General features: G+C 65.1%; 16 protein-coding genes and 1 pseudogene. 10 read left to right on the top strand and 7 right to left on the bottom strand.

The features are described from left to right. Positions 1 to 2: 2 nt before the first annotated feature. The 6 genes from BSIN_RS12445 (at position 3) to BSIN_RS12420 (ending at position 9,779) form a co-directional block, all read left to right on the top strand. Positions 3 to 680 carry a response regulator gene (locus BSIN_RS12445; RefSeq protein WP_089340734.1) on the top strand — a complete coding sequence of 226 codons (678 nt, stop codon included), beginning with the start codon at positions 3 to 5 and terminating at the stop codon, positions 678 to 680. 202 nt (positions 681 to 882) lie between these two features. Next, positions 883 to 2,010 (top strand): porin, encoded by a 1,128-nt coding sequence (locus BSIN_RS12440; protein WP_089340748.1) that lies wholly within the window; start codon positions 883 to 885, stop codon positions 2,008 to 2,010. Positions 2,011 to 2,183: 173 nt separating this feature from the next. After that, the gene (locus BSIN_RS12435; protein ID WP_173678677.1) at positions 2,184 to 4,205 is read left to right on the top strand and encodes a site-specific DNA-methyltransferase; all 2,022 of its coding nucleotides are present in this window, start codon (positions 2,184 to 2,186) and stop codon (positions 4,203 to 4,205) included. Positions 4,206 to 4,245: 40 nt separating this feature from the next. Then, positions 4,246 to 7,281 (top strand): type III restriction-modification system endonuclease, encoded by a 3,036-nt coding sequence (locus BSIN_RS12430; protein WP_089340733.1) that lies wholly within the window; start codon positions 4,246 to 4,248, stop codon positions 7,279 to 7,281. Positions 7,282 to 7,552: 271 nt separating this feature from the next. Continuing rightward, positions 7,553 to 8,653 carry a porin gene (locus BSIN_RS12425; RefSeq protein WP_089340732.1) on the top strand — a complete coding sequence of 367 codons (1,101 nt, stop codon included), beginning with the start codon at positions 7,553 to 7,555 and terminating at the stop codon, positions 8,651 to 8,653. A gap of 169 nt (positions 8,654 to 8,822) precedes the next feature. Beyond that, positions 8,823 to 9,779: an AraC-like ligand-binding domain-containing protein gene (locus tag BSIN_RS12420; RefSeq protein WP_059517921.1), complete on the top strand. Its 957-nt coding sequence runs from the start codon at positions 8,823 to 8,825 to the stop codon at positions 9,777 to 9,779. 67 nt (positions 9,780 to 9,846) lie between these two features. Here BSIN_RS12420 and BSIN_RS12415 read toward each other — a convergent pair whose 3' ends face one another. From BSIN_RS12415 to BSIN_RS12385, 7 genes and pseudogenes are all read right to left on the bottom strand, one after another. Then, a complete protein-coding gene (locus BSIN_RS12415; RefSeq protein ID WP_089340731.1) occupies positions 9,847 to 11,352 on the bottom strand; it encodes an aldehyde dehydrogenase family protein in 1,506 nt (501 codons plus the stop codon). A 38-nt stretch (positions 11,353 to 11,390) separates the two neighbouring features. After that, positions 11,391 to 11,783, bottom strand: coding sequence for a nuclear transport factor 2 family protein (locus BSIN_RS12410; protein ID WP_089340730.1), 393 nt, complete (start codon positions 11,781 to 11,783; stop codon positions 11,391 to 11,393). Between the two features lie 115 nt (positions 11,784 to 11,898). Further along, positions 11,899 to 13,566 (bottom strand): annotated as a pseudogene (locus tag BSIN_RS12405) (GMC family oxidoreductase); the annotation flags it as partial. Positions 13,567 to 13,709: 143 nt separating this feature from the next. Then, a complete protein-coding gene (locus tag BSIN_RS12400) occupies positions 13,710 to 14,699 on the bottom strand; it encodes a fatty acid desaturase family protein (protein WP_089340728.1) in 990 nt (329 codons plus the stop codon). A 26-nt stretch (positions 14,700 to 14,725) separates the two neighbouring features. Beyond that, complete coding sequence (locus BSIN_RS12395) at positions 14,726 to 15,571, bottom strand: PaaX family transcriptional regulator C-terminal domain-containing protein (RefSeq protein ID WP_089340727.1); 846 nt, start codon at positions 15,569 to 15,571, stop codon at positions 14,726 to 14,728. Positions 15,572 to 15,751: 180 nt separating this feature from the next. Next, entirely contained in the window at positions 15,752 to 16,504 is a 753-nt protein-coding gene (locus BSIN_RS12390; RefSeq protein ID WP_089340726.1) for an anti-sigma factor family protein, read from the bottom strand. Further along, a complete protein-coding gene (locus BSIN_RS12385; protein ID WP_059517135.1) occupies positions 16,501 to 17,019 on the bottom strand; it encodes an RNA polymerase sigma factor in 519 nt (172 codons plus the stop codon). Before BSIN_RS12385 ends, BSIN_RS12390 begins: the two co-directional genes overlap by 4 nt. A gap of 171 nt (positions 17,020 to 17,190) precedes the next feature. Here BSIN_RS12385 and BSIN_RS12380 point away from each other — a divergent pair, with 171 nt between their 5' ends. From BSIN_RS12380 to BSIN_RS12365, 4 genes are all read left to right on the top strand, one after another. Then, positions 17,191 to 18,360 (top strand): catalase family peroxidase, encoded by a 1,170-nt coding sequence (locus BSIN_RS12380; protein ID WP_089340725.1) that lies wholly within the window; start codon positions 17,191 to 17,193, stop codon positions 18,358 to 18,360. After that, positions 18,357 to 18,884 carry a cytochrome b gene (locus BSIN_RS12375; RefSeq protein WP_069233537.1) on the top strand — a complete coding sequence of 176 codons (528 nt, stop codon included), beginning with the start codon at positions 18,357 to 18,359 and terminating at the stop codon, positions 18,882 to 18,884. The genes BSIN_RS12380 and BSIN_RS12375 overlap by 4 nt, the downstream gene beginning before the upstream one ends. 225 nt (positions 18,885 to 19,109) lie before the next feature. Next, positions 19,110 to 20,012, top strand: a complete 903-nt coding sequence (locus BSIN_RS12370; protein WP_089340724.1) for a phytanoyl-CoA dioxygenase family protein — start codon at positions 19,110 to 19,112, stop codon at positions 20,010 to 20,012. Between the two features lie 10 nt (positions 20,013 to 20,022). Then, entirely contained in the window at positions 20,023 to 21,264 is a 1,242-nt protein-coding gene (locus BSIN_RS12365) for an ATP-grasp domain-containing protein (RefSeq protein ID WP_089340723.1), read from the top strand. The last annotated feature ends 32 nt before the right edge of the window (positions 21,265 to 21,296 follow it).

Genomic DNA, 21,296 nt, shown 5'->3' with positions numbered 1-21,296 from the left:
CAATGAAACTGCTGCTCGTGGAAGACAATGCGGAGCTTGCGCACTGGATCGTCGATCTGTTGCGCGGCGAGGGCTTCGGCGTCGATTCGGCACCGGACGGCGAAAGCGCGGACACGGTATTGAACGCGCAGCGCTACGATGCGCTGCTGCTCGACATGCGATTGCCCGGCATGAGCGGCAAGGAACTGCTCGCACGCCTGCGCCGCCGAGGCGACAACGTGCCCGTGCTGATGCTGACCGCACATGGCTCGGTCGACGACAAGGTCGACTGCTTCAGCGCGGGCGCGGACGATTATGTCGTGAAGCCGTTTGAATCGCGCGAGCTGGTTGCGCGAATCCGCGCGCTGATCCGGCGGCAATGCGGCGTCGGCGCGACGCAGCTTGCCTGCGGCGATCTGCTGTACCGCTTCGCGACGCGCGAGTTTCAGTGCAACGGCGCGCCGCTCACGCTGCGCCGTCGCGAGCACGCGATCCTCGAGGCGCTGATGCTGCAGCAAGGCAAGACGGTATCGAAGGCGCGGCTGATGGACAACATCTACGATCTCGACGACGAACCGAGCGCCGACGCGATCGACATCTACATCCACCGGCTGCGCAAGCACCTGACGGGTTCGCTGGCGCAGATCATCACGCTGCGCGGGCTCGGCTACATTCTTCGGACGAAGGACGCATCCGCATAACGTCCGTCGATCGCATGCGCATCCGCGCATGCGGCTCCTTCCGTGTTTATCCCGAGATAACCGGCTTTCGCGCGAAAGCGGCGCGAAGGATTGCGCCGACTACGATGGCAAGGTCGCGCGATGCGTGTCGTGCGACCAGTGCGGGATCGAATCTGCGCAGTCCAAACGAATCTCGCTCACCCCGATACAGGAGGAGACGATCTTGAAACGACAATACCTGGCAATTTCCGTCGCAGCGGCGGCGTGCGCGACACCGCACGCATATGCGCAGTCGAGCGTCCAGCTTTACGGGCTGATCGATCTCAGCGCGCTGACGTATCAGTCGCACGCGAACGCGAACGGCAACCATATGATCGGCATGGGACTGCACGGCGAGCCCTGGTTCAGTGGCAGCCGCTGGGGCTTGAAGGGCGCGGAGGACATCGGCGGCGGCACGAAGGTGATCTTCCGGCTCGAAAGCGAATACACGGTCGCCGACGGCAACATGGAGGACCCGGGCCAGATTTTCGATCGCGATGCGTGGGTCGGCATCGAGAACGACACGCTCGGCAAGTTCACCGCCGGCTTTCAGAATACGATCGCGCGCGACGCGTCGGCGATCTACGGCGACGCGTATGGTTCGGCGAAGCTGACCACGGAGGAAGGCGGCTGGACCAACGCGAACAACTTCAAGCAAATGATCTTCTACGCGGCCGGTGCGACGGGTACGCGCTACAGCAACGGCCTCGCGTGGAAGAAACTGTTCAGCAACGGCATTTTTGCGAGCGCGGGCTACGCGTTCAGCAATTCGACCAGCTTCGGACTGAATTCGACTTGGCAGGTCGCGCTCGGCTACAACGGTGGGCCATTCAACGTATCGGGCTTTTTCAGCCACGTGAATCATGACGGCTTCTCGAACAAGTCGTTCTCGGTCGGCGGCAACTACACGTTCGATATTTTCCGCGTGAACGCCGGCTATTTCCGCTATCTCGGCAATCAGGGCGTGCTCGGCCAGCGCCAGGACAACGCGTGGACCGTGTCGTTCAAGCTCGCGCCGAAGGGGCCGCTCGACTACGAGCTGGGCTATCAGCAGATGCGCGTGCACAACGCCGCGTACAACAGCGACGGCGACATCCCGAACGCGAACCTCGGCGCTTTCAGCCTGACGTCGGGCGTCGGCAACGGCTATAAGGAAACGCTGTACGGATCGGTGTTCTATCACCTGTCCAAGCGCACCGAGGTCTATCTCGCGGGCGACTACATGCGGCTGCACGGCGGCTACACCGTCGCGTCGACGCATGGCGCACGCAATCAGGTCGAGCTGACGTCGGGCATCCGAACGCGGTTCTGATTCGCCCCGAAGCATGCGCGGGCGCGCTCGCGCGCCGCGCGTTTCATCTCTCCTGTTTCGTCCGCTCGTTCTCCTGCGAGATAATGCGGCCTTTGGCAGCCCGGCTCGAGCCGGGCTCTTTGTTTGCCGCGCGTCCGCCGCGCTGGCACGAAGACGAGCAATTGATGGGAAGGATGATGCAAAAACTCGATGCGGCGAGCCCGGAGGCGCAATCCGCGGATCTCGTGTCCGCAAACGTCGAGCGGCTGAAGGCGCTGTTTCCGGAAGTGGTCACCGAGGGGCCGGATGGCGCGGCGGTCGATCTCGACGCGCTCGCGGCGCTGGTTGGCGCGCCCGCGCTGAGCGGCGCGGACGAGAAATACGGGCTGAACTGGCACGGCAAGCGCCGCGCTCGCCGGCTCGCGCTTACGCCTTCGACGGGCACGCTGCGCCCCAGCCCGCGCGAAAGCGTCGATTGGGCCTCGACGCGCAATCTGATGATCGAGGGCGACAACCTCGAAGTATTGAAGCTGCTGCAAAAGAGCTATGCAGGCAAGGTCAAGCTGATCTATATCGATCCGCCGTACAACACCGGCAAGGACTTCGTCTACTCGGATCATTTCGCCGACAGCCTGCGCCACTATCTCGAATTGACCGGACAGACGACGGGCGGCGCGAAGATCAGCAGCAACACCGAGGCGAACGGCCGTTTCCATACCGACTGGCTGAACATGATCTACCCGCGCCTGAAGCTTGCGCGCGATCTGCTGGCGGAAGACGGCGCGATCGTCGTGCATATCGACGAGCATGAGCTGCACGCGCTCGTGCTCGTGATGCGCGAGATTTTTGGCGAGGAGAACGAACTGGGCGTTGCGGTGTGGGACAAACGCAATCCGAAGGGCGATGCGCGCGGAATCGCGTACCAGCACGAATCGATCGTGCTGTTCGCGCGCAACGCGCAGTTGCTGTTCGCCCGCTCGCCGCTCAAACGGCCCAAACGCAACGCGCAGCGCATGCTCGACGCGGCGGCGGGCGCGGTGGCGAGCGCGGCGAGCCGGTACGACGCGAACGCGGCGTACCGGAACTGGGTAAGGTCGCAGACGGCATTGTCCGGCGGCGAGGCGATGTATGACCGGATCTCGGCGGACGGCCGCGTGTACCGGCTCGTGTCGATGGCGTGGCCAAACAAGAAGAAGGCCCCCGACGAATACTTCGTGCCGCTCGTGCACCCGGTCACGGGCAAGCCGTGCGCGGTGCCCGAGCGCGGCTGGCGCAATCCGCCGGCGACGATGCAGACGCTGCTCGACAAAGGGTTCATCGAATTCGGCGCCGACGAAACCACGCAGCCGCAGCGGATTTATTTTCTCGACGAGAACATGCACGAGAACGTGCCGTCGATCCTGCCGTTCGGCGGCTCGGACGACATGTTGCTCAAATCGCTTGGGATTCCGTTCGATTTGCCCAAGCCGGTCGAATTCGCCGCGTCGATCATCGACTGGTTCGCGCAGCGCGACGATCTGATCGTCGACTTCTTCGGCGGCTCCGGCACGACGGCGCATGCGGTGATGGCGCTCAACGCGGCCGACGGCGGCCAGCGCCGCTATCTGCTCGTGCAGTTGCCGGAGCCGCTCGATGCCGGCAACAAAGATCAAAAGGCCGCGGCCGATTTTTGCGCGGCGCTTGGCGTGCCGCTGAATCTTGCCGAGCTGACCAAGGAGCGGATACGGCGCGCGGCAAAGCTGATTGCAGCCGAATATCCGGGCGGGCGCGCCGATCTCGGCTTTCGCGTGTTCAAGTTGGATTCGACGAACGTCGCCGAATGGGACCCGTACAGCGACGACGTGCAGCAATCGCTGCTCGCGGCGGTCGAGCATGTGAAGCCGAACCGCTCCGATGAAGATTTGCTGGCCGAACTGATGCTGAAACTCGGCCTGGACCTGTGCGCGCGCATCGACACGCAGACGATCGCCGGCAAGACGGTTCACCTGATCGACGATGCGATCGTCGCGTGCTTCGATGCGCCGATTTCCCGCGCGGATACCGACGCGCTCGGCGAAGGCATCGGCGAGCTGATCGGCGCGATGGACGCGGGCCCGCTGTTTGCCCGCGACGTGACTTGCGTGTTTCGCGACAGCAGCTTCGTCGACGATGTCGCGAAGGTGAACTTGTCGGCAATTCTCGAACAGCATGGCGTGAAACGCATCCGGAGCCTCTGATGCAGGCACGCGGCCACGACGCACAACACGAAGGTTGATTATGCAGTTGCATTTCGAGTCGGATCTCGACTATCAGCTCGAAGCGGTCGAAGCGGTATGCGGCCTGTTTCGCGGCCAGCAAGTGTGCGATGCGGCGTTCAGCGTGACGGCGGCGCCGCGCGCGCCGCGGCGCGCGACGCCGCAAATGTCGCTCGGGATGACCGAGTCGGCGCTCGGTGTCGGCAATCGTCTGATGCTCGATGCGCGCGCGCTTGCCGAAAATCTCGCGCACGTGCAGGCGCGCAACGGTTTGCCGCCGTCCGGCACGCCGCGCTCGAACGATTTCACCGTCGAAATGGAGACGGGCACGGGCAAGACCTATGTTTACTTGCGCACGATCTTCGAACTGCACCGGCGCTACGATTTCACGAAATTCGTGATCGTCGTGCCGTCGGTGGCGATCAAGGAGGGCGTGCACAAGACGCTGGAGATGACCGAGCGGCATTTCAGCGGCTTGTATGCCGGCGTACCGTTTGACTATTTCGTCTACGATTCGACGAGGCTCGGTGATGTGCGCGGCTTCGCATCGAAGTCGACGGTGCAGATCATGATCGTCACGGTTGCCGCGATCAACAAGAAGGACGTCAACGTACTTTATAAGGAAAGCGAAAAGACCGGCGGAGAAAAGCCGATCGACCTGATTCGCGCGACGCGGCCGATCGTGATCGTCGATGAGCCGCAAAGCGTCGACGGCGGCCTGGAGGGGCGCGGCAAGGAAGCGCTGGATGCGATGCAGCCGCTTTGCACGCTGCGCTATTCGGCCACGCACGCCGACAAGTATCAGATGGTGTACCGGCTCGATGCGATCGACGCTTACGAGCGCCGGCTCGTCAAGCAGATCGAGATCGCGTCGGCGAGCGTGGAGGACGCGCACAACAAGCCGTTCGTGCGCGTGCTGTCGATCAGCAACCGGCGCGGTGCGATCACCGCGCGCGCCGAACTCGATGTAGCCACGCCCGATGGCGGCGTGCGGCGGCAGACGCTCACCCTCGTCGACGGCGACGATCTCGAACGGGCCGCGAGGCGCGCGGTCTACGCGAATTTCAGAATCGGCGAGATTCATGCTGCCAGAGGCGCCGAATATCTGGAGCTGCGCTATCCGGGCGGCACGGCGTTTTTGTCGGTCGGTGACGCGCATGGCGACGTCCAGGCGCTGGCGATCCAGCGCGAGATGATCCGCCGCACGATTCGCGAGCATCTCGACAAGGAACTGCGCTTGAGGCCGCTCGGCGTGAAAGTGCTGTCGCTGTTCTTTGTCGACTCGGTGGCCAACTATCGCAAGTACGACGCGAACGGCCAGCCAGAGAAGGGCGATTACGCGCTGATTTTCGAAGACGAGTATCGCCGCGCGGCACAAATGCCCGCGTATCGCTCGCTCTTCGACGGCATCGATCCCGTCAGCGCCGCCGAAGCCGTGCACGACGGCTATTTCTCGATCGACAAAAAGGGCGGCTGGACCGATACCAACGACAAGACCGCCAGCAGCCGCGAGAACGCCGAGCGCGCATACGGCCTCATCATGAAGGACAAGGAGCGGCTGCTGTCATTCGATACGCCGCTGAAGTTCATCTTCTCGCATTCGGCGCTCAAAGAGGGCTGGGACAATCCGAACGTCTTCCAGATCTGCACGCTGCGCGACATCCACAGCGAGCGCGAACGGCGGCAGACGATCGGGCGCGGGCTGCGTCTGGCCGTCAATCAGCGCGGCGAGCGGGTGCGCGGCTTTGGCATCAATACGCTGACGGTGATCGCGGGCGAAAGCTATGAGCAGTTTGCCGAGCATTTGCAAAAGGAAATCGAGGCCGATACGGGCATTCGTTTCGGTATCGTCGACGTGAATCAGTTCGCCGCGCTGCCCGTGGTGGCCGAGGACGGCAGCGTGCAGCCGCTCGGCAGCGAGCGCTCGAACGTGCTGTGGACGTATCTGGCGGGCGCGGGCTATCTCGATGCGCGCGGCAGGGTGCAGGATACGTTGCGGGCCGCGCTCAAGCTGCGTGCATTGCCGTTGCCGGACGCATTCGACGCGCAGCGCACGCGCATCGTCGATCTGCTGCGAAAGCTCGCGGGCCGGCTCGACGTGCGCAACGCCGACGAGCGTCGCGATATCGCGTTGCGTCGCGATCAAAACGGCAAGGCCGTTTATCTCAGCGACGCGTTTCGCGCACTGTGGGCGCGGATTCAATACCGGACGGCCTACCGCGTGAATTTCGACAACGCGCACCTGATCGAGCGTTGCGTCGCCGCGCTGCGGGCCGCGCCCGCCGTCGCACGTGCCCGGCTGCAATGGCGTAAGGCCGATATTGCGATCGAGGCGGCGGGCATCGAGGCAATCGAGACGGAGAATGCGGGCGCGATCTTGATCGACGAAGGCGACATCGCTCTGCCGGATTTGCTGACGGAGCTGCAGGACCGCACGCAGCTTACGCGACGCACGATTGCGACGGTGTTGATCGAAAGCGGCCGGCTCGACGAATTTCCGCGCAATCCGCAGCGCTTCATCGAACTCGTCGCCGATACGCTGGAGCGCTGCAAGCGCGATGCGCTCGTCGACGGTATCGAATACAAATTGCTCGGCGAGCGGCACGTGCATGCGCTGTCACTGTTCGAGGACGAGCCGTTGACCGGCTATCTGAAGGACCTGCGATGCGAGGCGGCGAAATCGATCCACGTCGACGTGCGATGCGATTCGGCAGCCGAGTTCGCATTCGTCGACGCGCTCGAGCGCGACGCCGCAGTCGAGCTGTATGCGAAGCTGCCCGGCTGGTTCAAGATCCCGACGCCGCTTGGCAACTATCACCCGGATTGGGCGGTGGTGACGGCCGGCGGCGACGGCGAGGCATCGCGGCTCTATTTCGTGGTGGACACGAAGGGCGGCCTTGCCGACGGCGATTTGCATACGAACGAGCGTCGCAAGATCCAGTGCGCCGCGGCGCATTTCCGGGCACTGGAGCAGGCCGGCAATCCGGTGCGCTACCTGCGGGCGCGCACCGTGGACGATCTTTGGTCCGCGACGACGGATGAGCGCGACGTTTCATAAGCATTTGCGCCGTTTCATTCGCACGTTGCCGTTTTAGCCGCGCGCTTGCGCGCGGCGCTGGTGCGGCTTTTGCCGCAGCGTGCGATATCACGCCCGTTATCTTCGATTCGTTCCCCAGAGCATAGAGCAGACGATTGAGTGCATCGTCGGGCTAGTTTTTGTGCGCGTTCGGAAAAGATGCGCGCCGCCTGCTGCCACACACTCGTCGCGAGCTATCGGCACCGCCGCGTCCGGCGCGAGGCCCATAACAATATTTCTGGTGGAGACGGCGATGAAAAAGTATGCAATGACGGCGGCCAGCCTGGCCGTCATGACGAGCGCGCACGCATCCGACGGCGGCGTGACGCTGTCCGGCCTCGTCGATGCGGGCGTGTCCTTTATATCGAACAAGGCCGGCAAGCGCAGCCTGTATTTCGACGACGGCATCGCGGTGCCGAATCTATGGAGCTTGAAGGGAACCGAGGCGCTCGGCGGCGACGTGACGGTGATCTTCGAGTTGACGTCGCAATACATGCTCGGCAACGGTGCGGCGTTGCCCACGGCCGGTTCGATGTTTTCGCGCACTGCGTTCGTGGGTTTGAAGAGCACGCGGCTCGGCAGCGTCACGTTCGGTCAGCAATACGATTTCATGATCGATACGCTGACCTTCGGCTCGTTCGACGGCGCGTTCCGCTACGGCGGCCTCTACAATTTCCGCCAAGGGCCGTTCGCCAAGCTTGGGATTCCTGACAACCCGACCGGTTCGTTCGACTTCGACCGGCTGGCAGGCTCGGTCCGTGTACCGAACGCCGTCAAGTACACGAGCGCGAACCTCGGCGGCCTCGTGTTCGGCGCGCTGTACGGGTTCGGCAACCAGGCGGGTGGCGGATTGTCAGCGAACAGCACGGTAAGCGCGGGCATCCGGTACGAGGCGGGAGCGGTATCGCTCGGCGCGGCCTATGTCGAGGTGAAATATCCCCAAATGAACAATGGACATGACGGCCTGCGCAACTGGGGGCTCGGCGCGCGCTACACGATGTCGTCGCTCGATCTGAACCTGCTCTATACGAATACGCGCAACACGTTGACGGGCGCAGCGATTGACGCGATCCAGGCCGGCGCGAGCTATGTCGCCGCGCCATGGACGATCGGCGCGAATTATGAGTATATGAAAGGCAACGCGCAGCTCGAGCGCAACTATGCCCACCAAGTCACGACGGCTGTCCAGTATGCGTTGTCCAAGCGCACGTCTGCCTATGTCGAAGGCGTTTATCAGTATGCGGGTGGCGGTGCCGGCGCGTATGCGTGGATCAATGGCGTGATGGGGCCGGATGCGCAATCGAGTACGCACTCGCAATTTCTCGCGCGCATCGGCATGTTGACGCGCTTTTAAGCCGGCCAGACGTGGCCGCAAACCGGTGCGCAATCGAGCGCAATGAGCCGGTGCCGTATTCCGGAGTAAACCGGATGCTGCAGCTCGCATATATTTAATATGCTAACTATATCCGGGAAGGCGCAGGCGTCGGTTGCCGCATGGCTGCACGCGTTCCCGCAAGGAGCGCATAGTGAATGGCAGATTCTTCACGACGTCGGGTGAGGTGCCCGCGTCGCGTGGTCCGGCTTGGGGACGGGTCGTCACGCATTATTTCGGCGGACTCGATGCATGTTGCGACGACGACGTGTTCGACGCGCAGCTGCGCCAATACGAAGTCGGCTCGATGCGCGTGTTCCAGATTTCCGCGCCCGCGCACCGGATCGTGCGTCCCGTTGGGGCGTTGCACGATCATGGTTCGGACTACTTCAAGCTGTTGTTGCAATTGAGCGGTGTCAGCGAGATCGAGCAGCACGGCAAGCTCGTCCGGCTGTGCGAAGGCGATTGGAGCCTGTACGATCCGCGCATGCCGTATTGTCTGTCGAATCTTACGCACGTCGAGCAACTCGTGATTCAGATTCCGCGCAAGCAGTTGAGCGGTGTCGCGCCCACCGGCCTGCACACGTCCAACGTGCACGAGTTCGAGTTGAAAGGGCTGTTTTCGCTGCTGTCGTCGTTTCTCGTGTCGCTGTCCGAGCAATTGCCCGCGCTGCCGGGGACGACAGGCATTGCGTTATCCGAAACGATTCTGGGGCTTCTCGTCTCGGCGCTCGCCGCGCAGCGCGACGCGCGCGGCGCGCACGTGACGCTGCCGGCCGTGCTGCGCATGCGCGTCAAGCAATACATCCACGGGCACCTTGCCGACGCCGATTTGTCGATCGAGCGGATCGCACGCGAGTTGCGCTGCTCGAAGCGATATCTGCACCGGATCTTCGAGGAAGAGGGTGTGACGATCGACCGTTATATCTGGTCGAGCCGGCTCGAACGCTGCCGGGAAATGCTGGCCGCCGCACGCACGGCGAAGCCGGCGATCCTGGAGATCGCGCTTAGCTGGGGCTTCAGCAGCGGCGCGCATTTCTGCCGCAGTTTCAAGCAGCGTTACGGGATGACGCCGCGCGAGTTCGTGCGGCAGCGTGCGCTGGCCTGACGGGCTTCGACGGCCGCGCGGCGGCGCCAGGCCGGTGCCGCCGCGGTTGCGTTGCCTCGATGCGCGATCAATGCGCGATGCACACCGATTTCAATTCGGTGAACTGTTCGAGCGCCGCGCGGCCGAGTTCGCGGCCGTAGCCCGATTGCTTGAAGCCGCCGAATGGCAGGTTGCTGTCGAGCATGTTGTGCGCGTTGACCCATACGATGCCTGCCTTCAGGCGCGGCACGATACGATGCACGAGTGACAGGTTTTGCGACCACACGCTCGCCGCGAGCCCGAAATCGGTGTCGTTTGCGAGCCGCAGCGCTTCGTCGACCGTATCGAACGGCGCGACGGTCACCACCGGGCCGAACACTTCTTCGCGCACGATCCGCATCGACGGCGTTGCATTGACGAACACCGTCGGCTTGACGAAATAGCCGCTGTCGAGTGCGCGCGTGCCGCCCGTGACGAGCGTTGCGCCTTCTTCGCGGGCCGCGTCGACGTGAGCGAGCACGCGTTCGAAGTGCGGTTTCGATACGAGCGCGCCGATCTGCACGTCCGGATCGAACCCCGAGCCGATCTTCATCGATTCGGCTGCGGCCGCGATGCCGCTGACCACGCGCTCGTAGAGCCGTTTCTGCACGTAGACGCGCGAGCCGGCCGTGCAGACCTGCCCCTGGTTGAAGAAGATGCCTTGTGCGGCGCCGCGCGCGGCGGCGTCGGGGTCCGCGTCGTCAAGAACGATCAGCGGGGATTTGCCGCCTAGCTCCAGCGTAAAGCGCGCGAGCCGGTCGAGCGCCGCGTGGCCGATGGTCTTGCCGGCGCCGACCGATCCCGTGAACGTGATCTTGTCGATGCCGGGATGCGCAACGAGCGCGGCGCCCGCCTCCGCGCCCGTGCCCGTCACGACGTTCAGCACGCCCGCCGGCAGCCCGGCCTGCTGCGCGAGTTCGGCGGCGTACAGCGCGGTGAGCGGCGTTTCCTCCGACGGTTTGAGCACGACCGTACAGCCGCACGCCAGCGCCGTCGCCACTTTCCACAGGGCGATGGCGAGCGGAAAATTCCACGGCACGATCGCGCCGACGACGCCGAGCGCTTCGCGCCGCGTATACGCGAAATACTCGGTGCCGGCCGGCACCGCGATCGACGTGTCGAGGGTCGAGCCTTCGATCTTCGTCGCCCAGCCCGCCATATAGCGGACGAATTCGGCGCCGCCTTGCACGTCGATCGCGCGCGCGATGCCGACGAGCTTGCCGGTTTCAAGCGTTTCGATTGCAGCGAGTTCGTCAGCATGGCGCTCGATCAGCTCAGCGAATTGATATAGCAGCTTTTCGCGGTCCGCAGGGCGCATCCGCGGCCAGTCGCCCGAATCGAATGCGCGCCGCGCGGCGGCAACGGCCGCATCGACGTCGCGCGCATCGCTTGCGGCGGCCTGTGCGATCGTCTTCTCGGTTGCGGGATCGACGACGCTCAGATAGCGGCCCGAGCGCGGCTCGCAGATGCGGCCGTCGATCCAGTTGCCGAACGTGCGGCGTGCGAGAAATTCCGATCGGTGGTGATATTGGGTGGAAAGGTCGGACAGATTCATGAAAGCCTCATGTCGAATCGAACGGCGCGGCGGCGCGCTCAGCGCTGCATTGCCTGCGCGACGAGCAGCGTGTCGGTGAATTGCTCGAAGCCCACGATCTGTCCGGCCTCGACGCGCCACACGTGCGCCACGCGGCATTCGAACGATTTGCCGGTCCGCTTGTAGGTGCCCGAATAACGGCCGATGCCGATCACGGTGTCGCCGGCGTCGTGAAGCGCGTCGAGCTTGAACGTGTAGTTATCCCAATCGTTGCCGAGACGCTCGAACACGTTGCGCACGATTTCTTCCTTGCTGTGGTAAGTGCCCGCGCAAGGGAAGCCGGCCATCTCGGTCCATGCGATCGTTGGCGCGATGTCGGCCATCATGGCGGCGGGGTCGCGCCGGTCGGACGCAGCGTAGTGGTCGGCGACGATTTGATAGGGGGTACGCATGCGGGATTCCTCAAATGGGTTGTGCATCGTCCGGACGGACAGTTCGCGATAAGCCGTGGGATGGCGCGCGGGACAGGGCGCGAAGCAGCGAATCGGCCGGCTGGTTCGCGATCGGGGCGCTGTGCGCCTCGCTTGGCGGGAGGCTCGCCGAACGGCCCGCGCTCGCGGATGCCATTGCATCGGCGGGCGAAAGCATGAATTGCGCGCAGCGCTCGGCGATCATGATGGTGGGCGCGTTCGTGTTGCCGGACACCAGCGTCGGCATGACCGACGCGTCGCAAATCCGCAGCCCGCGCACGCCGCGCACGCGCAGTTGCGGATCGACGACCGACTCGGAATCGCCACCCATGCGGCATGTGCCGGACGGGTGATAGACGGTTTTCGCGTGCGAGCGGACATAGGCGTCGAGATCGAAGCGGCCGCCATCGCTCGGCAGCATCTCGCCCGCGATCACTTTCGTCATCGACGGCATGCGCAGGATTTCCCGCGCCATCTCGAAGCCGCGCACCAGCGTCGAATAATCGTCCGGATGACTGAGGAAATTGCCGTCGAACAGGATGGGCGCATGCGGATCGGCGCTGCGCAGCCGCACGGTGCCGCGCGACTTGGGCCGCAGAAAGCACGGATTGATCGAGATGCCATGCCCGGCGAGCGGCTCGCGCCCCACATCGCCGACAAGCACCGGCAACACGTGGAATTGCACGTCGGGGCGCCCGCAGCCCGCCGTATCGGCGAATCCGCCGCTTTCGACGACATTCGACGTCAGCAAGCCGGTATGGAATAACGTGTACTGAAGGCCGTGGCGCACTGCGTTGAGTCCGCGGTCCTGACCGGCGAGGCTGACGGGCTCGCGCGTGCGGCCGTACAGCGACAATTCGAGATGGTCCTGGAAATTGAGCCCAACCTGCGGGGCGTCGTGCACGAGCGCAATGCCATGCTGCCGCAACTGGCTGGCCGGGCCGATGCCGGAGAGCATCAGAAGCTTCGGGCTTGCGAGCGCGCCCGCGCTGAGCACGATTTCCGCGCGCGCGCGGGCGAGCCGCTTTTCGCCATCGCGCGCGACGTAGCGCACGCCTACCGCCGCGCCGTTGTCGAATACGATTTGCGTGACGAACGCGTTGGTTTCGATCGTCAAGCACGGGTTGTGCTTGACGGCGGCAAGGTACGTCGCCGCGGTGCTGCCGCGCCGGCCGTCGAAGGTGGTCGTCTGATAAAAGCCCACGCCCGCCTGTGACGCGCCGTTGAAATCGTCGTTGTAGGGCAGTCCGAATTCCTGCGCGCCCTTGACGAATGCGAGGCTGAGCGGATGGCGAAAGCGCGTGTCGCTGACGTGCAGCGGGCCGTCGACGCCGTGCAGCGGCCCCGCGAGCCGCTGGTTGCGCTCGGCGCGGCGAAAGAACGGCAGCACGTCGTCCCAGCCCCAGCCGTCGCAGCCGGCGTCGCGCCACGCGTCGTAATCGGCGGGCGTGCCGCGAATGTAGACCATCGCATTGACCGAACTGCCGCCGCCCAGCGTGCGGCCCTGCGGCACGTACATTCGGCGGCCGGCCGCGTGCTGCTGCGGCTCGGTTTCGTAGATCCAGGTTCGTTTCGTGCCGATCACGCGAACGAAGGTGGCGGGCGTCTGGACGAAGAACGAATTGTCGGGCGGGCCGGCCTCGAGCAGCAGGACGCGGTGCCCGGCATGGACGAGCCGGTGCGTGACGACGCAACCGGCCGACCCGCCGCCGATCACGATGTAATCGAATTCGGCCGCCTGGCCGTTGCGATTTTCCTCGGACATATCTCGGTTGCTCGAATGAGAGGTCAGGATTTCACTATGACGGAAATTGTCCGACGCGGAACAGGAAGTGCGCTGTGGATCAATTCAAACTGCATCGACGGGCGGGGAATCGGGCGAGGGCGGCGCGCCGGACGGGCCGCGCGTCAAACCGGCGCGGTCTTCGTGCTGACCGTCTTCAATACTTGCCAGTACGACGGCGGCGCAGCGGCGCGGCCGCGTTCGCGCAGCAGCCGATGCATGCGCGCGAGCCGAAAATATGGGACAGACGCCATCAAGTGATGCTCGGCATGGTAATTCACGTGCAGCGGCGCGACCGTCAGCCGTGCGAGCCAGCCGGCGCGGGTCGTGCGGGTGTTGCGTAGCGGATCGTCGCAGGTTTCGACGCACGCATGCTCGGCCATCGAGCGGATCCGGATGAAAAGCGGAAACGGCGTCAGATACGACAGCGCCCACACGCCGTACAGCCACGGATGAGCGCACGCCCACAGCACGCCGAACAGGATGCCGTTGGTCGCGAGCATGCCGGCCGCGTTCGTGATGAACGCGAGCGGATAATCCCGCACGCGCCGGCCCGCTTGCGGCAGGCGTTCGATGTCGTTCGTCAGCGACCACTTGAGCACGCCCGCGTCCATCAGCACGTGCCCGGCTACGAACTTGACGCCCGAGACGCCGGAGATATCGCGCAAAAACTTGCGCGCGAGCGACGCGCGCGTCGCCGGCAGGCCGGCGATCAACGACAGGTCCGGATCGGCGCGCGACGATGTGGCCGCGTGATGCATCAGGTGGTAAGGACGGTATTTGCGCAGTTCGTTCCACACCGGGCGCGCGCATAGCCAATCGGCGAGCACGTCGTTGGCCCAGCGCGTGCTGAACAGCGTGCCGTGTGCTGCGTCATGTTGCAGGATGCCCAGGCAAAGCTGGCGTCCGGCGATGACGGTCATGCCGGCCGCCAGTGCGAGCGCGAAGCCCCACGGCGCAAAATGCGCGCGCGCATAGGCGAGGCCCGCGAAAGCGAGCGCGATCACGCCCCACGTCGAGCCGACGGCCCATGCGCCGCGCCAATCCGAGCGGGCGGTCAGCGAGCGGATCTCCTCGTGGCTGAAGACTTCGCGGGCACGGGTTTTGCCTGTCATTTCAGCGGCTCCTCGCGCGTGGCGCGCTAGGACAACGCATCGGCCGGGGCGCGCGCCGGCGCATCGCGCGGCGCGGCGGGCTCCAGCCGCTCGCTGTCGAACAGCGCCCGCCAGATTCGATGCCCCGTCGCAACGTAGCGGCGCGTACAGGCGATGAACGCGCTGCGCGCGTCGCAATCGACGAACGGCTCGGGCAGTAGCGGATCGAACACGACCTGCCGGATTGCCTTGCCGCCGAGCAGGAACGCTTCGCGCGCGGCGATATCGAGATCCAACCCCGGTGCGCGCGCGAGCCAGTCGTTGAGCTGGTGGCCGAGCGTGCGGTACGTGTCGGTCAGCGTGTGACCATTCCAGAGCGCGCGGATGCGCGCCTCCTGCTCGGCGTCGAACCCGCCCGCGACGAACACGGCCGCCGACGTCTCCACGCCGAGCTTCACGAGACGCCGCCGCACCGCATCGACGTTCGCTTCAATGTTGTCCGGACGCACATAGAGGCTGCGGTCCCATTCGCGAAAGCCGAGCATGCGCAGCGCGCGCTCGCGGCGCGCGAGCGCGGTGCGATCGATGCGGCCGAGCGGCAGGCACGACACCATCAGATACGCGCCGCTCCAGCGCCGCAGCCGCGTTTCAACCGTGCGCCACGCGCTCAGCTCCTCGGATAGTTCGGCGGCCGACGAGCCAATCCGGTAGCTGCCGCGCTCGGTGCTTTCGACCAGCGATTCAGCCGCGAGCCGCGCCAGCGCGACGCGCACACTGTTCTCGGTCAGGCCGAACAGCCGGCACGCGATGATCGCCTCGCGCACTTGCAGCGGTTCGCCGTTTTTCGCGACGAGTAAATCAAGGATCAGGTGTTTCGCGGGAGGTTGCAGCATCGGGCGCTAGGTTGCCGCGTGGCCGCGGAAACGAAAAGGTGAAAAGGTGATTACACAAAATCTATTTATATTTCATTATGTGTAATATTTCAAGGCGAATGAAATGGCGATGCCGTTAGGTCGGATCGGTTGGTGATGATCGCCGGGCGGCGCGCACGGGCGCCGGCGGCCGGTTTCGGGTCAGATCTGCGCGTCGAGCGCGCGCGCCACGGCGGTTTCGTCGAGGCTGCCCGCACGCCCGACGATCGCGTAGTTGAAACCGTGCGACGATCCGTAGCGCGCCAGCAGCCCGCCGTCGATGCGTTGGCCGGCCGCGAGCAGCCGATGCGCGGATTCCGGCGGGCGCACGTAGAAGCTCAGCGTTCGGCCGTCCGCATCCTCGTACAGCACCATCGCCGCCGCGCCGCGCTCGGTCGCGAACAGGCGGCCGCCGACCGGCCGGAAACCCGCGCCGCTCAGATCGGGCAGCTTCACGGCCGAGCCCACGCGCGCTTCGAGCCACGCTTGCAGATCGGCCGGCCGGTGTGAAGGGAAGTCGATCCGCGCGCTGCGCTCGACCACCATCAGCTTATAAGCCTCGAGCGCATCGCTCATCGGCGCGGCGGGCGTGCCCGTCAAGCGATGCGCGTGCCAGCCGCCGAGCGTGCCGATTCCCACGCAGAGCACGAGCGACGCCGCCAGCGCGAAGCGCGCCCGCGCGCGCTCGGCGCGGCGCGCGCGCAGCGCCGCGGGGTCGAGCGCCGGGTTCGCGGGCGGCGGCGGCAGGCTCGCGAGCGCCGCGCGCAGCCGCTGCGCGTCCTGTTGCCAGCGGCGCACCTGCGCCGCACGCTCCGGGTCACGCGCGAGATAGCGCTCGACGGCGGCGCGCTCGGCTTCGTCGAGCCGGCCGTCGACATAGGCATGCAAGTCGTGTTCGTCGGGAGGGAGCTTCATTTCATCAATCGCAGCGAAGGAGCAGAGGGCTCGCCGTCGCACAGGCCGCGCAGCGCCTGGCGCGCTCGGGACAGGCGCGACATCACGGTGCCGATCGGCACGCCGAGCAGATCGGCGACTTCCTGATAGCTGAAGCCTTCGACCGCGACGAGCAGCAACAGGCTGCGCTGCTCGTCGCAGAGGCGGCCGAAGGCCGTGAGCATCGCGCGGGCGCTTGCCTCGCGCTCGGCGGATGGCCATTGCGGTTCGTCGTCCTCGTGCAGACGGCCGAGCAGCCACGCGTGCCGTTTCGCGCGGCGCCGCGCGTCGAGAAATTGCCGGTACAGGATCGTGAAGAGCCAGCTACGCAGCGCCGTGTCGTCACGGCGCTGCGACCAGCGCGACAGCGCGCGCTCGAGCGAGGCTTGCACGAGATCGTCGGCGCTGTGGACGTCGCGGGTCAGCCAGAGCGCGAAGCGGCGCAATCTCGGCAGGAGTTCGCGCAGTTGTTCGTCTAGATCGTCGGCAGGCGGCATGGTGGGCGGCAGCAGGCGAAAAGCCGGCTCGGGCATGGATTCGTCGCGTATGACGCCGGCCGACGCAGTTTATTCCCCGTGCCTGACAAAAAAATTTTCGATGGAATAGACCGGGCGGTGCGACGTCTTACGCGCATTCGACACATGACCTGGCGGTCGGGAGCGCATGCGATGGCGGATTCTTCCTCGTCTTCTTCGTCACGGCGCGCGACGGCGCGCGGCCGATGGCGCTGGATGCTGATCGGCGGCGCGGTGGCGGCGTGCGTGGCGGCGTTCGGCTACGCCGGCGGTTGGCTCGCGCCGCAGCGGCTCACGCCCGAGCGGCTCGTGGACGCGTTGCAGCGCAATGGCGGCCTGCACCCGGGGTATCGGCGCAATCACGCGAAAGGCATATGCGTGACGGGTTATTTCGAAGGCAACGGCGCGGCGAGCGCGTATTCGATCGCGCCGTTTTTCGCGGCGGTGCGCACGCCTGTCGTTGGCCGTTTCGCGCTGCCGGGCGGCAATCCCTACGCGCCGGACAGCAGTGTGCCGATTCGCAGTCTCGCGCTGCGTCTGAGCGCGCCGGACGGCGAGCAATGGCGCACCGGGATGAACAGCATGCCGGTGTTCCCGGTCGCGACGCCGCAAGCGTTCTACGAGCAGACGATCGCGAGCCGCCCCGATCCGCGCACCGGCAAGCCCGATCCCGCGAAGCTCTCGGCATTCTTCGCCGCACACCCGGAGACGGCCGCGTTCCGTGCGTGGGTGAAGCGTGCGCGGCCGGGCGCGAGCTATGTCGCCGAGACGTATTACAGCCTGAACGCGTTTTATCTCGTCGATGCAAACGGTGGCCGGCATGCGGCGCGCTGGCGCGTCGTGCCGGAGCGGACGGCAGGCGTGGGCGATAAGAGTGGCGCGAGCGATACGGGTGGTACGGGTGACAAGGGCGACGGCCATGCGCGCGGCCCGGGCGCGCCGACCGATGCGGTGCGCCCGGGCGATCCGGACATGCTGCGGCGGGATCTGCTGCAACGCCTGGCGTCCGGCCCGCAGCGCTGGCGTTTGCTGATCACGCTGGCGGCGCCCGGCGATCCGGTCGACGACGCGACGCGCGCGTGGCCCGACGAGCGCGCGACGATCGACGCGGGCACGCTCGTGATCGAGCGCGCGCAGGTGCAGCACAGCGGGCCGTGCCGCGACGTCAATTACGATCCGACGATCCTGCCCGATGGTATCCGCGTATCGGGCGATCCGCTGCTCGCCGCGCGTTCGGCCGCGTATGCCGATTCCTATTTGCGCCGCACCGGCGAGCAAGCCGGGGTGCCCGGCGCTGCGCGCTCCCTTCCGGAGAAACGATGATGAAACCTGTGTTCAGTCCGCTCGCACGCCTGCTGCATTGGGTGATGGCCGCGATGATCGTCGCGATGCTGTTTATCGGCGTGGGGATGGTGGCGTCGGTGTCGCATCGGCATGCGGCGTTGGTTGCGTTGCATCGGCCGCTCGGGATCGCGGTGCTGGTGCTCGCATGCGTGCGCGTCGCGGTGCGGCTGCGCCGGCGGCCGCCCGCGTTGCCGGGCGATTTGCCCGAATGGCAGCGGTTCGCCGCGCACGGATCGCATCTCGTGCTGTATGCGCTGATGATCGCGATGCCGATGATCGGCTGGGCGATGTTGTCGGCGGGCGGGTATCCGGTCACGCTCGGCGAGGGCGTGCGCTTGCCGGCGATCGTGCCGGCCGATCCCGTGTGGTTCGCGTGGCTGCGGCTCGCGCATCGATGGCTCGCTTATCTGTTTTTCGTGACGTTCGTCGCGCATTTCGCGGCGGCGCTCTATCACGGACTGATTCGTCGGGATGGCGTGATGGGGGCGATGGTCGGGCGGTAACGGGCAAGACGAAGAGGAGAGGATTCGGACGATGAGGGCCTCGGGCAACGAACGACAACGAGCGTTGCCCCACGCGCGCTGGGCGGCACGCTATACCTTTGTCTAGCTGTCGACCCGATTGGCACGGCTATACGATGGGTTCCGGCAAACAAGCAATGCGCCGGAGAGACCGGCATATTCGCCGGCAAATTCGCCGTCAAATTCGATTACCCAGCGAGGGCCGACATGTCCTTTCACCTTTCCGATGAAGAAGTGGCCGCGTTCGGCGAGAACGGTTTCCTCGTCGTTCGAGATTTGTTGGACGCCGAAGCAATCGCCTCGATGCGTTCAGCGATCGACGAGATTATCGGTTCTGCCGGCGATCTGCGCGAAGTCGCGGAGCTGGAGCCCAGCGATCCGACCGTCATCCGGCGCATCTGGCAGCCATCCAAGCGGCATGCCGCTTTCCGTGCGGTACAGGAAGACCCGCGCCTCGTCGATCGGCTCGAATCGCTGATTGGGCCCGATATCGTCTTCCACCACAGCAAGCTCAACATGAAGGGGCCGCGCGTCGGCTCGCCGGTCGAATGGCATCAGGATTTTTCTTATTACCCGCACACGAATTCGAAGCTGATTGCGTGCCTCATTTATCTGGACGACGCGTCCGAGGATAACGCGTGCCTGCGGGTACTGGCCGGTTCGCATCGCGCGTCGATCTACGACCACACGGAAAACGGCCATTTTCGCGGCAAGGTCGACCTGGCGCATCTGCCGACCCAATACCCGGAGATGACGGCGGCCGGCGGTGCGGGCACGGTTGTATTTCTGCATTGCAAAGTGCTGCACCGGTCCGATCCGAACCACTCGGCGCGGTATCGCCGCTGCTTCATTCCCGCTTATCGCGCGGCCGACGCGCTGCCCATCTACTACGGGCCGCATGCCGCGCACAACGAAGCGGGAACTTATCTGCTGCGCGGGCAACGCCGTTCGGTCGCGCTTTGCGAAGCGGGTGTTTATCCGATGCCGATCACACAGAAGGCTTTCAACTCGCTCTATGCGCTTCAGCAAGGCGAGCATCTGCTTGCCGACGAACTGCACACGCGCTCGAGCGGATACGCCACGCACGCTCTGACCACGGAAAAAATGTGACGAGGATGCGATGAAGCCTCATGTCCTGGTGATGAACCGATGGCCGCAGTACCGCAACGCCCGGCAATGGGATCATGAGCTTTGCCGATACGACGAGATCATTCCGCCGGATTGCGACGTCAGCTATTTATGCGACGACGAGGGCCGTACCGGCGTGCCGATTACGGCGGATGCGCGGCGCGTGCATGCCGTCGCGAGCTTCGACGATATCGGCGAGGTGATTGCACGGGTGGCACGCGTAATCAGCCTGCACGGGCCGGTTACGCACGTGCTCGCATTCTCGGAGTATTTGCTCGATGCGGCGGCGGCCGTTAGAGCGCATTTCGAGATTCCGGGGCATCGCCCCGGCGACGTCGATCGGTTTCGCGACAAGACCGAAATGAAGCGCCTGCTGCACGCGGCGGGCATTCGCGTGCCGGCCTGGTTTGCATGCGATGCGGATGGCGCGGGCGATAACGATGCGCGCGCGCTCGAATTGGGATTTCCGCTGATTTTGAAGCCTGTGCGGGGCGCATCGAGCAAAGGCGTGCTGAAAGTGGAGTCGATCGATGCGTGGCGCCGTATTGTGCAGACGCGCGAGCTTCGAGGATTCGAGATCGAGGAGTACATCGACGGCGACATTCTGCACGTGGACGGCGTGGTCGATGCATTCGGGCAGAGCGTGTTCATGTCGGTGAGCCGTTATATCTCGTCGTGTCTCGAATTCGAAGCGGGCGTGCCGCTCGGCTCGGTCATCCAGACCGAATCGCCGGTGACGGCCGCGTGCCGGGCGTTCGCAGCGGCATGCGTGCAAGCGCTCGGGCTGCGCGGCTCGGCATTTCATCTCGAATTGTTCGAACGGGACGGCGAATTGATCTTTCTCGAAGTTGGCGCGCGCGTGCCGGGCGCCGACGTGCCATACGTCGTGCACCGCGTGTTCGGCGTGAATCTGTTCCGGCTGTGGGTCGACGTCGTGCTGGGCAATTCGTCGTCGCCGCCGCGAAACGTTGCGACGAGCGGCGGCTGGCTGACGATTCCGCGGCCAGCGCCGCTGCCGCGCAAAGTGGTGATTGCCCGCTCGCTCGTCGGGCGCGTGCCGGGGCTGTATCGCGAGCTGATTCCCGCGGCGGGCGAGATGTTGACCGATACCGGTGGCGGCTATACGCACCTGCAAGGCGGGCGCTTTCTCGTCGAGGGACGCAACGAAGCCCAGGTGTTGGCCTCGATGGACGCGATCAGGACGCAATACGTGCTGGAAACCGTTCCTGCATGACTCGCTTTTATTTGCCCCGTTCAATGGAGACC

This window comes from Burkholderia singularis (assembly GCF_900176645.1).
In the GTDB taxonomy this organism is placed as follows: Bacteria; Pseudomonadota; Gammaproteobacteria; order Burkholderiales; family Burkholderiaceae; genus Burkholderia; species Burkholderia singularis.
The sequence above is the reverse complement of the archived record's forward strand: the minus strand, read 5'-3'. Positions and strand labels throughout refer to the sequence as shown.

What these genes read in the sequence shown, in the direction of transcription:
- BSIN_RS12370 (WP_089340724.1), top strand. Translation starts at nt 19,110, where the DNA reads ATGTCCTTTCACCTTTCCGATGAAGAAGTGGCCGCGTTCGGCGAGAAC.
- BSIN_RS12435 (WP_173678677.1), top strand. Translation starts at nt 2,184, where the DNA reads ATGATGCAAAAACTCGATGCGGCGAGCCCGGAGGCGCAATCCGCGGAT.
- BSIN_RS12445 (WP_089340734.1), top strand. Translation starts at nt 3, where the DNA reads ATGAAACTGCTGCTCGTGGAAGACAATGCGGAGCTTGCGCACTGGATC.
- BSIN_RS12380 (WP_089340725.1), top strand. Translation starts at nt 17,191, where the DNA reads ATGGCGGATTCTTCCTCGTCTTCTTCGTCACGGCGCGCGACGGCGCGC.
- BSIN_RS12395 (WP_089340727.1), bottom strand. Translation starts at nt 15,571, where the DNA reads ATGCTGCAACCTCCCGCGAAACACCTGATCCTTGATTTACTCGTCGCG.
- BSIN_RS12390 (WP_089340726.1), bottom strand. Translation starts at nt 16,504, where the DNA reads ATGAAGCTCCCTCCCGACGAACACGACTTGCATGCCTATGTCGACGGC.
- BSIN_RS12430 (WP_089340733.1), top strand. Translation starts at nt 4,246, where the DNA reads ATGCAGTTGCATTTCGAGTCGGATCTCGACTATCAGCTCGAAGCGGTC.
- BSIN_RS12375 (WP_069233537.1), top strand. Translation starts at nt 18,357, where the DNA reads ATGATGAAACCTGTGTTCAGTCCGCTCGCACGCCTGCTGCATTGGGTG.
- BSIN_RS12415 (WP_089340731.1), bottom strand. Translation starts at nt 11,352, where the DNA reads ATGAATCTGTCCGACCTTTCCACCCAATATCACCACCGATCGGAATTT.
- BSIN_RS12385 (WP_059517135.1), bottom strand. Translation starts at nt 17,019, where the DNA reads ATGCCGCCTGCCGACGATCTAGACGAACAACTGCGCGAACTCCTGCCG.
- BSIN_RS12410 (WP_089340730.1), bottom strand. Translation starts at nt 11,783, where the DNA reads ATGCGTACCCCCTATCAAATCGTCGCCGACCACTACGCTGCGTCCGAC.
- BSIN_RS12425 (WP_089340732.1), top strand. Translation starts at nt 7,553, where the DNA reads ATGAAAAAGTATGCAATGACGGCGGCCAGCCTGGCCGTCATGACGAGC.
- BSIN_RS12365 (WP_089340723.1), top strand. Translation starts at nt 20,023, where the DNA reads ATGAAGCCTCATGTCCTGGTGATGAACCGATGGCCGCAGTACCGCAAC.
- BSIN_RS12400 (WP_089340728.1), bottom strand. Translation starts at nt 14,699, where the DNA reads ATGACAGGCAAAACCCGTGCCCGCGAAGTCTTCAGCCACGAGGAGATC.